10 protein-coding genes and 1 pseudogene are annotated in these 11,681 nt (G+C 72.9%); 5 read left to right on the plus strand and 6 right to left on the minus strand.

Features of this window, described 5'->3' with window-relative positions:
* Nucleotides 1–2: 2 nt before the first annotated feature.
* From ACIGQF_RS30595 to ACIGQF_RS30605, 3 genes are all read right to left on the minus strand, one after another.
* Complete coding sequence (locus ACIGQF_RS30595; protein ID WP_399716849.1) at nt 3–962, minus strand: MerR family transcriptional regulator; 960 nt, start codon at nt 960–962, stop codon at nt 3–5.
* Nucleotides 963–1,179: 217 nt separating this feature from the next.
* Nucleotides 1,180–2,943: an SDR family oxidoreductase gene (locus tag ACIGQF_RS30600; protein WP_399716852.1), complete on the minus strand. Its 1,764-nt coding sequence runs from the start codon at nt 2,941–2,943 to the stop codon at nt 1,180–1,182.
* Nucleotides 2,944–2,975: 32 nt separating this feature from the next.
* Nucleotides 2,976–3,860, minus strand: coding sequence for a M24 family metallopeptidase (locus tag ACIGQF_RS30605; protein WP_399716855.1), 885 nt, complete (start codon nt 3,858–3,860; stop codon nt 2,976–2,978).
* Nucleotides 3,861–4,118: 258 nt separating this feature from the next.
* Here ACIGQF_RS30605 and ACIGQF_RS30610 point away from each other — a divergent pair, with 258 nt between their 5' ends.
* The 4 genes from ACIGQF_RS30610 to ACIGQF_RS30625 are packed head-to-tail and all read left to right on the plus strand — an operon-like array spanning nt 4,119 to nt 7,738.
* Nucleotides 4,119–5,150 carry an ABC transporter ATP-binding protein gene (locus ACIGQF_RS30610; RefSeq protein WP_399716857.1) on the plus strand — a complete coding sequence of 344 codons (1,032 nt, stop codon included), beginning with the start codon at nt 4,119–4,121 and terminating at the stop codon, nt 5,148–5,150.
* On the plus strand, nt 5,143–6,054 hold the full coding sequence (locus ACIGQF_RS30615; RefSeq protein ID WP_399716860.1) for an ABC transporter permease subunit: 912 nt from the start codon (nt 5,143–5,145) through the stop codon (nt 6,052–6,054). The genes ACIGQF_RS30610 and ACIGQF_RS30615 overlap by 8 nt, the downstream gene beginning before the upstream one ends.
* Before the next feature lie 11 nt (nt 6,055–6,065).
* Nucleotides 6,066–6,962, plus strand: a complete 897-nt coding sequence (locus ACIGQF_RS30620; protein ID WP_399717171.1) for an ABC transporter ATP-binding protein — start codon at nt 6,066–6,068, stop codon at nt 6,960–6,962.
* Nucleotides 6,963–7,009: 47 nt separating this feature from the next.
* Nucleotides 7,010–7,738 (plus strand): ABC transporter permease subunit, encoded by a 729-nt coding sequence (locus tag ACIGQF_RS30625; RefSeq protein WP_399716863.1) that lies wholly within the window; start codon nt 7,010–7,012, stop codon nt 7,736–7,738.
* A gap of 29 nt (nt 7,739–7,767) precedes the next feature.
* Here the strand turns inward: ACIGQF_RS30625 and mltG are convergent, their stop codons facing one another.
* Nucleotides 7,768–8,637 carry an endolytic transglycosylase MltG gene (mltG, locus tag ACIGQF_RS30630; RefSeq protein ID WP_399716866.1) on the minus strand — a complete coding sequence of 290 codons (870 nt, stop codon included), beginning with the start codon at nt 8,635–8,637 and terminating at the stop codon, nt 7,768–7,770.
* A 34-nt stretch (nt 8,638–8,671) separates the two neighbouring features.
* On the opposite strand from mltG, the pseudogene ACIGQF_RS30635 reads away from it, so the two are divergent.
* Nucleotides 8,672–9,361 (plus strand): annotated as a pseudogene (locus ACIGQF_RS30635) (adenosylcobinamide amidohydrolase); the annotation flags it as partial.
* 53 nt (nt 9,362–9,414) lie between these two features.
* Here the strand turns inward: ACIGQF_RS30635 and ACIGQF_RS30640 are convergent.
* A complete protein-coding gene (locus ACIGQF_RS30640; protein WP_399716869.1) occupies nt 9,415–10,725 on the minus strand; it encodes a CynX/NimT family MFS transporter in 1,311 nt (436 codons plus the stop codon).
* A 142-nt stretch (nt 10,726–10,867) separates the two neighbouring features.
* Nucleotides 10,868–11,578 carry a FadR/GntR family transcriptional regulator gene (locus tag ACIGQF_RS30645; RefSeq protein ID WP_399716872.1) on the minus strand — a complete coding sequence of 237 codons (711 nt, stop codon included), beginning with the start codon at nt 11,576–11,578 and terminating at the stop codon, nt 10,868–10,870.
* Between the last annotated feature and the right edge of the window lie 103 nt (nt 11,579–11,681).

Consider the following 11,681-nt stretch of genomic DNA (forward strand, 5'->3'; position numbering starts at 1 on the left):
TCTCACCGGGCGGGCCCCGCGCCGCGGTTCTCGTCGGCATCGGGCCCAGCGGGTGCGGCGTCCGCGACCAGCGCGTCCATCCGGCGGGCGCTCACCTCGCGCTCGGTGGCCGCGGTGACGAACGCCGCGACACCCGCCGGGCCGACCAGGTCACGGACGGCCTGCACGGTGGCGGCCGGCAGCGGTACGTGCTCGGCCGAGGTCCGCTCGGGGGGCTCGCTGTGCAGGTGGTGACGGAGGTAGCGGCTCGCCAACGACCGCATGGCGCGGGCCAGTTCGGCGTCCACCGTCTGCTGGGCCAGCGGCCGCAGCCGGCGGACGAGCCCCGCCGCCTCCTCCGCCTCGGCGTCGCTCGGCGGATGGTCGAAGTACTGCTGGAAGACATGCTCGGTGGTGAAGTCCAGGAAGCGGGAAGCTATGTGCTCCACCTGTACCCGCAGCTCCCGCAGGTGCCCCGAGATGGCGGGCAGCGGCACCCCCGCGGAGTGCAGCTCGGCCGCGACCGCGAGCTCCTGCGGGCTGGGCACCAGGAACTCCTCCGCACTGCCCGGCACCGGTTCCAGGACCCCCAGCTCCACCGCGTCCGCCACCGCCGCCTCGTCCGGGGTGCCGCCGAAGGTCGCGTCCAGCTCCTGGCGGGTGATCCGGCCGGTCTCCTCGTCCGTCCAGGGCCCGTCGATCTCGGCGACCAGCCCCAGCACCCCGCTCAGCCCGCGCCCCGAGTCCCAGGCCTCCAGCAGGTCCTTGATGCTGGCCAGGGTGTACCCGCGGTCCAGCAGGTCCGAGATCTGCCGCAGCCGGGCGAGGTGCGTGTCACCGTAGACGTTCGCCCGGCCCCGCCGCTCCGGCTTGGGCAGCAGCCCACGGTCCTGGTACGCGCGGATCGTACGGACCGTGGCGCCGCTCCGGTGCGCCAGCTCCTCGATGCGGTACTCGGCCGCGGGGCGGTGCTGCTCGGTCACTGCGGTGCTCCTCACGAGATGGCCCGCGCCGCCCGGCCCGTTCCCCCGGCGGCCCGGGCGGCGGCGGGGAGTGGGCGAGGTACAGGGCCGTCCTGCGCGGAGCCCGTTCCTGCGAGGGATGGTACGGCCGCCCGCGCCGGCGCGACCAACGCCCGGCGCCGGTCGCGCCACCCCGGCTCACGCCCCGCACGGACCGCCGTACCGTCACGCTCGCCCCCTACAGCGGCTCGATCCTGGCCAGTGCGCGCAGGGCACGGGGCGCGAAGCGGGAGAGGGCGCGCGACCCACGGGCCTCCGGGGTGACGGGCACGACCGCCTGATTGCGCACCACCGCGCGCAGGATGGCGTCCGCGACCTTCTCGGGCGGGTAGTTGCGTATGCCGTACAGCCGGGCGGCCTTGGACTGACGGCGCTTCTCCTCCTCGGGCGAGACCCCGGCGACGTGCGAGGTCGAGGTGATGCTGGTGTTGACCAGGCCGGGGCAGATGGCACTGACCCCGATGCCCCGGCCGGCCAGCTCCGCGCGCAGACACTCGCTGAGCATCAGCACCGCCGCCTTGGAGGTGCTGTACGCCGGCAGGGTCTTGGAGGGCTGATAGGCGGCGGCCGAGGCGGTGTTGACGATGTGGCCGCCCTGGCCGCGCTCGGCCATCTGCCGGCCGAAGATCCGGCAGCCGTGGATGACGCCCCAGAGGTTCACGTCCAGGACCTTCTTCCAGTCCTCGGAGGTGGTTTCCAGGAAGGAGCCGGACAGGCCGATGCCCGCGTTGTTCACCAGGACGTCGACGATGCCGTACTCGGCGGCGACCTTCTCGGCGAGCTTCTCCATCGCCGCCTCGTCACCGACGTCCACCGCCTCCGCCCAGGCGGCGCCGGCCCCGATCAGCCGGGCCATGTCGGCCGTACGGGCCGCGCCCTCGGCGTCCCGGTCCACCGCGACCACCCGCGCGCCGGCCTCGGCGAACGCGAACGCCGTCGCCCGCCCGATGCCGCTCGCCGCGCCCGTCACCAGCACCAGCCGGCCGCCGAACCGGTCCGCGTACCGTCCGCGCGCGGCGACCTCCTTGGCCGGATCGCCCTCCTCCTTGGCCGTGACGAACTCCTCGATCCAGGCGGCCAGCTGGTCCGGGCGGGTGCGCGGCACCCAGTGCTTGCCGGGCAGCGTGCGGCGGGTCAGTTGCGGCACCCACTGCTCCAGCTCGTCGTAGAGCCGCTCCGAGAGGAAGGCGTCACCGGTCGGGGTGATCAGCTGGACCGGGCAGTGCGCGTACGCGTCCGCCCGCGGGCGGCGCAGGCGGGCCCGGACGTTGTCCCGGTACAGCCAGGCGCCGTGCGCCGCGTCGCTGGGCAGCGAGGCGGTGGGGTAGTCCCCGGCCGGGACCTTCTCGACGCGCTCCAGGATCTTCGGCCAGCGCTTCCCCAGCGGGCCCTTCCACGCCAGCTCGGGCAGCGCGGGGGTGTGCAGCATGTAGACGTACCAGGACTTGGCGCCCTGGTTGAGCAGCTGGGCCGCGCGGCGCGGGGTGGGCCGGGCCATGCGCTTCTTGATCCAGTGCCCGAAGTGGTCCAGGGACGGGCCGGACATCGAGGTGAAGGAGGCGATCCGCCCCTGGGTGCGCTGGACCGTCACGAACTCCCAGGACTGCACCGAGCCCCAGTCGTGCCCCACCAGATGGACGGGCCGGCCCGGACTGACGGCGTCGGCCACCGCCAGGAAGTCGTCGGTCAGCTTCTCCAGGGTGTACCCGCCGCGCAGCGGCTGCGGCGCCGTGGACCGCCCGCAGCCACGGACGTCGTACAGCACCACATGGAAGCGCTCCGCCAGCAGCGGCGCCACCCGCGACCAGACCTCCTTGCTGTCCGGATAGCCGTGCACCAGTATCACCGTGGGCCGGGCCGGATCGCCCAGCTCCGCGACGCACAGCTCCACGCCCCCCGTTGCGATCCGACGCTCTCGCGCGCCTTCCAGTGCCGTGCTCACGCTTGCCTCCCCGCTCTCGCCGACCGCCTTGCTCACGCCGCCTTCTCCTCCTGCCAGCGCCGCACGTGCGGCAGATCGTCGTCCAGCCAGAAGGCGCTCTCCTCGGGGTCCCGGGAGTCGGTGACGACCAGGATCTCCTCGAACTTCGCGCCCACGCCCCGGAATCCGAGGTGCGGTTCGACCGCCCACAGGCCGGGCTGCGGCGGGTGGTCGGAGAAGCGGTACGGGCTCCACAGCGGGGACCAGCCCTCGCGGTGGCCGTGCAGCGCGTCGGACGCGAGCCCTTTGAGCGACTGGGTGCCGAACCCGAACAGCGTGGGTGACCAGCGGCGTTGAGGAACCCGGTCGACCTTGTGCGCGATCACGCCGAAGGGATAGGCGCGGTGCCGGTTGGCGTATCCCTGGCGGACCATGAGCCGCTCGACGTCCTCGTAGATCTCGCGCAGCGAACGGCGCTCGCGGACCTCGCGCAGCAGCAGCTCGCGGTGCGCCTCCAGGTCGGCCAGCAGCCGGTCGTGCAGCGGGCTGAGGCCGAGGCAGCCGGAGTATCCGATGTCGGCGGTGTAGCCCCGGTACACGGGGGCCATGTCGAGGATGAAGGGCATCCCCGGCTCCAGCACCCGGTCGGTGGGGAAGAACTGCAGCGGGATGCGGAAGTTCGCGAAGGCCGTACGGTCGCCGAACCAGGCGAAGGGCAGGTGGAACCAGTCGGTCACGCCCCGCGCGCGCAGCCAGCGGCGCTGCATGCGGGCCGCCTCCCGCTCGGTCACCCCCGGCTTCAGCTGGGCGGCGACCGCCTCGGCGCAGGCGTACGCCAGCTGCTGGACCTCCCTGAACCCCCGGAGGCCCGCGCTCGTCGCCGAGACTCCGGGCCTGCTCCTGGTCGCTGCTGTGCTCGCGGTCGCTGCTGTGGTCATCGCCAACCGTTCCGTCGCGGTACGTGCGCGTAACTTGACACTGATGAATGTGACAATGGTCGGCGGCTGCGTCAAGGGTCCGTCACCGGCCTGTGGAAAACTTCCCCGCCGACCACGGACGATCACCACGGCCCGCTGCCGGCCGTTCGCGCCTCGCCTCCCCGCACGACCCCTTACGGGGAGCTACGCCTGGAGTCGGAGAAACATCCAGCCGTCTGGGGTGACGCCCGGTGTGGCGGGCGACACTACCGTCGACGTGTGACTGTGATCGCGACCGAAAGCCTCAGCAAGCGGTACCCGAGGGTGACCGCCCTGGACCGGCTCTCCGTTGACATCGCCCCCGGCGTGACCGGCCTGGTGGGTGCCAACGGCGCCGGAAAGTCCACCCTGATCAAGATCCTGCTGGGCCTGTCGCCCGCCAGTGAGGGCACCGCCGAGGTCCTCGGCCTGGATGTGGCCACCGAGGGCGGCGCCATCCGCGAGCGGGTCGGCTACATGCCCGAGCACGACTGCCTGCCGCCGGACGTCTCGGCGACCGAGTTCGTCGTCCACATGGCGCGGATGTCCGGGCTGCCGCCGACCGCCGCCCGGGAGCGCACCGCCGACACCCTGCGCCACGTCGGCCTCTACGAAGAGCGCTACCGGCCCATCGGCGGCTACTCCACCGGCATGAAGCAGCGGGTGAAGCTCGCCCAGGCGCTCGTCCACGACCCCCAGCTGGTCTTCCTGGACGAGCCCACCAACGGCCTGGACCCGGCGGGCCGCGACGAGATGCTCGGCCTGATCCGTCGTGTCCACCGCGACTTCGGCATCTCCGTGCTCGTCACCTCGCACCTCCTCGGGGAACTGGAGCGCACCTGTGACCACGTCGTCGTCATCGACGGCGGCAAACTGCTGCGCTCCTCGGCCACGGACGAGTTCACCCAGGCCACCACCTCGCTCGCCATCGAGGTCACCGACTCCGACGCGCACCCGGACGGGCTGCGCGCGCTGCGCGAAGCGCTGACCGCAGCGGGCGCGGTGACCGGCCCGGCGCCCGGTCCCGGAGACGGACATCCGGCCGCCACGGGCCGCCTGCTGTACGTCGAGGCCACCGGCGAGGAGACGTACGACCTGGTCCGGGACACGGTCGCCGAACTGGGCCTCGGCCTGGTCCGCATGGAACAGCGCCGGCACCGCATCGCGGAGGTCTTCCGCGACCGCGCCGACGACCGCGACACCGCCGCGGCCCCCAGGGAAGAGCGCCCCGCAGCCCACGAAGCAGCCCCCGCAGGAGCCCCCGATGCCTGAGTCCACCACCGCCCCCGTGGGCGGCCCGGGCCCCGCCGCCTCGATCCACGACATCGGCTACCGCCACTACGACGGCGCCCGGCTGGGCCGTGCGTACGCCCGCCGCTCGCTCTTCGTGCAGAGCCTGCGCGGCGCCTACGGGCTGGGCCGCTCGGCGCGCACGAAGGTGCTGCCGATGATGCTGCTGGCCGTGATGTGCGTACCGGCCGCGATCCTCGTGGCGGTCACCGTCTTCACCAAGGCGCACGACCTCCCGCTGGAGCCCACTCGGTACGCGATCTACCTGCAGGCCGTCATCGGCCTCTTCCTGGCCTCGCAGGCGCCCCAGTCCGTCTCCCGCGACCTGCGCTTCAAGACCGTGCCGCTGTACTTCTCACGGCCGATCGAACGGGCCGACTACGTGGCGGCCAAGTACGCGGCGATGAGCTGCGCGCTGTTCCTTCTCACCGCCCTGCCGCTGCTGATCCTGTACGTGGGCGCGCTGCTGGCGAAGCTCGACTTCGCCGACCAGACCGAGAACTTCGGGCAGGCACTGGTGTCGGTGGCGCTGCTCTCGCTGCTGTACGCCGCGATCGGCCTGGTCATCGCCGCGCTGACGCCGCGCCGCGGCTTCGGCGTCGCCGCCGTCATCGCCGTCCTGACCATCCCGTACGCCGCGGTCACCGCCGTCCGGGGCGTCGCCATCGTCCAGGGCAACACCGACATCGTCGGCTGGCTGGGGCTGTTCTCCCCGATCACGCTGATCGACGGCGTGCAGAGCACCTTCCTCGGCGCGTCCAGCGCGGCGCCCGAAGGGATCGGCCTGTCCACCGCCGCCGGTTCCGTCCACCTCCTCGTCGTGCTGGGCCTCATCGCCGGCTCGCTCGCCCTCCTGATGCGCCGCTACCGGAAGGCCGGACTGTGACCACGATCGACATGCGCAACGTCTCCCGCTGGTTCGGGAACGTGGTGGCCGTGAACGACATCACGATGACCATCGGTCCCGGGGTGACCGGACTGCTCGGCCCGAACGGCGCCGGCAAGTCCACCCTCCTCAACATGATGGGCGGCTTCCTGGCGCCCTCCGGCGGCAGCGTCACCCTCGACGGCCGCCCGACCTGGCGGAACGAGGCCATCTACCGCGACATCGGCATCGTGCCGGAGCGCGAGGCGATGTACGACTTCCTCACCGGGCGCGAGTTCGTGCTCGCCAACGCCGAACTGCACGGCCTGGGCCGCAAGGAGGCGGCCCGCGCGCTGGCCACCGTCGACATGGAGCACGCGCAGGACCGGCGCGTCTCCACGTACAGCAAGGGCATGCGGCAGCGCGTGAAGATGGCGTCGGCGCTCGTGCACGACCCGTCGGTGCTGCTGCTCGACGAGCCGTTCAACGGCATGGACCCGCGTCAGCGGATGCAGCTCATGGAGCTGCTGCGGCAGATGGGCGAGGAAGGCCGCACCGTGCTGTTCTCCTCGCACATCCTCGAAGAGGTCGAGCAGCTCGCGTCCCACATCGAGGTCGTCGTGGCCGGACGGCACGCCGCCTCCGGCGACTTCCGCCGCATCCGGCGCCTGATGACGGACCGGCCGCACCGCTACCTCGTACGGTCCGACGACGACCGGGCACTGGCAGCTGCGCTGATCGCCGACCCCTCCACGTCCGGCATCGAGGTCGACCTCGAGGAGGGCGCGCTGCGCATCCAGGCCGTCGACTTCGGCCGCTTCACCACTCTGCTGCCGCGCGTCGCCCGCGACCACGGCATCCGGCTCCTCGCCGTCTCGCCGTCGGACGAGTCGCTGGAATCGGTCTTCTCCTATCTCGTAGCGGCCTGAAGCCGTACCGAAGCGGTCGCATACGACCTGAAAGGAGCCCTGACGCGATGTCATCGCTCTTCCACCCCACCGTCGCCCGGCTGACCTACCGGGCGCTGCTCGGCCGCCGACGTGCCGCCATCCTCATCGCGCTGCCCGTCATGCTGCTCGTCATCGCCGTCGCGGTACGGACCCTGACCGGCGCCGACGATGCCACCGCCAACACCCTCCTGAGCGGCTTCGCGCTGGCCACGATGGTGCCGCTGGTCGGCGTGATCGCCGGCACCGGCGCGATCGGCCCGGAGATCGACGACGGGTCGGTGGTGTACCTGCTGTCCAAGCCCGTACGGCGGTCGACGGTCATCGTCACCAAGCTGCTCGTCGCGATCGGCGTGACGGTCGCGTTCTCCGCCGTACCCGTACTGATCGCCGGCTTCGTGCTGAACGGCAACAGCCAGCAGATCGCGGTCGCCTACGCGCTCGCCGCCGCGGTCGCCTCCGTCGCCTACAGCGCCCTCTTCCTGTTCCTCGGCACGGTCTCCCGGCACGCCGTCGTCATCGGCCTGGTCTACGCGCTGGTATGGGAAGCGGTCTTCGGCAACCTCGTCCCCGGGGCACGCACCCTGAGCGTCCAGCAGTGGGCACTCGCGCTGGCCCAGAAGGTGGGCGCCGACGGCGCGATCACCTCGGACGTGGGCCTCGTGCCCGCCGTCGTGCTGCTCATCGTGGTCACCGGCGCGGCGACCTGGTACGCGGCCCGCCGCCTCAAGTCGCTTACGCTGGCCGGCGAGGAGTAGGTCCCGCTGCCCCTCAGTGGCAGCACCGCCTATCCGCTGCTCTTCTGGGCCTCGTTGAACTCCCGCACGTTCTTGCGGTGTTCCTCGTAGTCGGCGGTGAAGCGGGTGTCGCCGGGGCGGACGGTGACGAAGTACAGCCAGTCGCCCTTCGGGGGTGAGATCGCGGCCCGCGTCGCGTCCTGCCCCGGATTACCGATCGGCGTCGGCGGCAGCCCCTTGTGCCGGTAGGTGTTGTACGGGCTGTTCGTACGGGTGTCCGCGTGGCTGGTGTTGAGGGTGGAGCGGCCCAGGCCGTAGTTCAGGGTGGAGTCCATCTGGAGCGGCATCCCCTGATCGAGCCGGTTGCGGATGACCCGTGCGACCTTGCCCATGTCGTGCGGGGTGTCCGCCTCGGCCTGCACGACGGAGGCCGCCACGACCGTCTCGTACGCGCTCAGGCCGCCGGGGCGGGCCGTCGGGGGCAGGCCGTCCGCCGCGTACTTCTGGCGCGCTGTGTTCACCATGAAGGACAGCAGGCTCTTCGGGGTGGTGTTCTCGTCGACCGGATACGTGGCCGGGTAGAGGTACCCCTCGGGGTTGCCCTTCGCCTCGGACGGCAGCCGCAGCCGGTTGGCCGGATTCCGGGCCTCGGCGGCCCTCTTGGCCGCCTTCCGGGTGGTCCCCGGGGCGACGCGGAGCGCCTTGTCGATGGCGGCGTACGCCTGGGAGGCCCGCCGGCCCTCGGGGAGGGTCAGCTTCTCGGCCCGTGCGTCCTGCTCGTCGCCCGGCAGGAGGACCAGCAGGAGCACGACACCGATGACGAGGACGGCGGCGCCCGCGGCCAGGAGGAGCCGTCCCCGCCGGGTGATGCGTGCGCGGCGCCGGCCACCGGAGTGCTGCGTATCGTGCACATCGCTCATGAGGGCAAGGTAGGGCAGACCGTAGGGTGCGTGAGTGACCACGCACATACCGCCGCTCCCGGTGCGCACCTTTCGGCACCGCGACACCACCGACGGCCAGGACCTGCCGGCGCTTCTGTGGCGGCCGGGCCCGGAGCACCGGGTGATCTCCAGTGCGGTGCTCGGCGGCGGCATCGGCGAGCGTTCCTGGGTGCTCAACGCGCAGGTCGCGCACGGTTATACGCGCCGTGACCCGCAGGCGCACCTCGCGGAGATCGCCGCGGCGGCCGGGGCGACGGGGCCCGGCGTCGGCATGATGACGGCCGCGGACATCCTGTCCACCCGCGCGTCGGCGTATGACGGGGGCGCACAGGCGCTTGTCACGGCGGGCACCGGCGTGCGCGGGTGGGCCGCGACGGAGGACACGGTGCGGGGCGCGCCGGCGGGCATGGTGCGGGGCGCGCCGGGCTCCCCGTACCGCCCCGGCACGATCAACATCCTCGTGACGCTGCCCGTGGCCCTGGGGGACGCCGCTCTGGTCAACTCGGTGATGACGGCTACGGAGGCGAAGGTGCAGGCGCTGCTCGACCACGGGACGGACGCCTCGGGCACGCCTACGGACGCGGTGTGCGTCGCCGCACGGGTACCGCGGCCGGGCGAGCCCGTGGAGGAGTTCGCCGGGCCGCGCTCCCTCTGGGGCGCGCGGCTGGCACGCGCCGTGCACGAAGCGACGCTGCGCGCGCTCCAACAGGAACGCGGCGGCCCCCGGAAGGAGACCGCCGCGCTGCCCCAGGAAGGTCAGGCGCCGATCCGGCGGTCCCGGCCGGCCCCGAGCCCCAGCAGCACCAGCCCGGCGCAGACCACGAGCAGCAGCACGATCGGCAGCGTCCAGCCGTCCGTCACCTGGTGCACCGCGCCCAGCGCCAACGGGCCGACGGCGGCCAGCAGATAGCCCCAGGTCTGGGACATGCCCGACAGCCGCGCGGCGGTGTGCGGGTCGCCGGCCCGCAGCACCATCATGGTCAGCGCGAGGCCCAGCGCACCGCCCTGCCCGACCCCGAGGAGCGCCGCCCACACCCACGCCCCGGCCACCGGGGCGACGAGCAGGCCCCCGCAGGCGAGCGCCATCAGCAGCGCGACACAGGCAGCCAGGAGTCGCTGCCCCCGCATCCGGCCGGCCAGTACGGGTACCACGAAGGAGCCGGCCATCTGCACCAGCGTGCTGAACGCGAAGACCAGCCCGGCCTGTGCCTTGTCCATCCCGTGGTCGGTGAAGACCGTCGGCAGCCAGGCGATGGTCACGTAGGCGATCAACGACTGCGACCCCATGAAGAGCGTGACCTGCCAGGCCAGCGGCGAACGGCCGAGCTTCGGGCCGGTCTCGACGGTGTGCTTCGGGGTGGCCGCGGCCACCCCGTGCCGCGCGCCGCGCCGGGCGATGACCACCTGGGGGAGCCAGACGCACGCGGCGACCGCGGCCAGCAGCCCCCACGCGACCAGCGAGCCCTGCCAGCCGCCGAGCGCGTTCTCCAGCGGCACGGAGGTGGCGGCGGACACGGTCGCGCCGAGGATCATCGCCGTCGAGTACAGCGCGGTCATGGGTGCGGCCCGGTCGGGGAAGTCGCGCTTGATCAGCCCGGGCATCAGGACGTTGAGCAGGGCTATGGACCCGCCGACCAGCGCGCAGCCCACGAAGAGCGCCACCAGCGGCGGCGCGACGCGGACGACGATGCCGGCGCACAGCAGGAGCAGCGCGCCGAACAGCACGGTCTCGGTGCCCCAGCGCCCGGCCAGCTTCGGTGCCACGTAGGAGCCGAGGCCCATGAAGACCAGCGGGATCACGGTGACCAGGCTGCTGGCGGTGGCATTCAGCCCGAAGTGGTCGCCGATCTCGCCGAGCAGCGGCGACACCCCGGCGAGCGCGGCCCGCATGTTGAGGGACGCGAGGACGATCCCGAGGAGCAGCAGGGCGGGGTGGGCCCGCAGCCGGCGGCGGGCCGTGGCGAGCGGCGGCGCCGGCGTCAGGTCCTCCTCGGCGTCGATCAGCGGCGTGCCGTCGTGCGACGGCGTACCGGCGGCCGGCGGGGCTTCGGGTCGGGTCCCGGGCATGGTCGGGTGACTCTCCTGTCGGTGGGGATGGTTCCGGTGCTCGGCGCGGCCGGAAGGGCGGCGGCCGTCGGGGCTCCTACGGCCGCAGGGACGCCGTACGGCCTCTACGGGCCGCAGGCTGCCGTACGGGCCGCGGCGTGGCTCACCGTTCGGCGAGCAGCGCCTCCACCGCGCGTTTCGGCCGGTCCAGCAGCGTGCGGGCGGCCGCCTCTGCGGCGTCCGGGTCGCCCGAGGCGATCGCCTCCAGGACGGCGTGGTGGTCGCCGTGCCGCGGCTGGGGCACCTCCCGGTCGCCGAGCCCCGAGACCAGCGCCTCGCGCACGGAGCTGCTGAACCACTCGTACGTGGCGCTCAGCGCCGCGTTGTGCGCGGCGCCCACGACGGCCTGGTGGAACGTGATGTCGTGGTCCGCGTAGCGCTCCAGGCTGCCGGCCGCGAGGTGGCCCTCGGCGTCCTCCAGGGCGCGCTGTGCGTCCAGCGCGGCCCGCATCCGCTCCAGGTCCGCCGGCTCGTGCCGCAGGGCCGCCAGCCGGGCGGCCTCCGTCTCCAGCGCGATGCGCACTTCGAGGACGTCACGTACGCCCGACCGCTGTACGCCGCGCATGATAGTGGCGGGGTCGGCGGCGGAGACCACGAACGTGCCCTCGCCCTGGCGGGAGCGGAGCATCCCGGCGTGCACCAGCACTCGTACGGCCTCGCGGACGGTGTTCCGGCCCACTTGGAGCTGCTCGGCGAGCGCGTGCTCGGTGGGGATCCGGTCGCCGATCCGCCACTCGCCGGCGCTCAGCTGCGCCCGCAGCGCGTCGACGACGGTGTCCACCAGCGACTGCCGCCCGGCGGCCTGCAACGTCATGCCCGCTCCTCGCCCTCTCGCACGTATTCACCCGATTGCCCAGTCATCCTACAACTGAGGTCGCGCGGCAGTTTTCCACAGGGGGTGTGGAAAACTGCGGGCG

The organism is Streptomyces sp. NPDC053560 (genome assembly GCF_044544605.1).
Lineage (GTDB): Bacteria > Actinomycetota > Actinomycetes > Streptomycetales > Streptomycetaceae > Streptomyces.

Bases quoted from the DNA above. Each gene is read 5' to 3' on its own strand.
- ACIGQF_RS30605 (WP_399716855.1), bottom strand. From the start codon at position 3,860: ATGACCACAGCAGCGACCGCGAGCACAGCAGCGACCAGGAGCAGGCCC.
- ACIGQF_RS30615 (WP_399716860.1), top strand. From the start codon at position 5,143: ATGCCTGAGTCCACCACCGCCCCCGTGGGCGGCCCGGGCCCCGCCGCC.
- ACIGQF_RS30620 (WP_399717171.1), top strand. From the start codon at position 6,066: ATGCGCAACGTCTCCCGCTGGTTCGGGAACGTGGTGGCCGTGAACGAC.
- ACIGQF_RS30625 (WP_399716863.1), top strand. From the start codon at position 7,010: ATGTCATCGCTCTTCCACCCCACCGTCGCCCGGCTGACCTACCGGGCG.
- mltG (WP_399716866.1), bottom strand. From the start codon at position 8,637: ATGAGCGATGTGCACGATACGCAGCACTCCGGTGGCCGGCGCCGCGCA.
- ACIGQF_RS30640 (WP_399716869.1), bottom strand. From the start codon at position 10,725: ATGCCCGGGACCCGACCCGAAGCCCCGCCGGCCGCCGGTACGCCGTCG.
- ACIGQF_RS30645 (WP_399716872.1), bottom strand. From the start codon at position 11,578: ATGACGTTGCAGGCCGCCGGGCGGCAGTCGCTGGTGGACACCGTCGTC.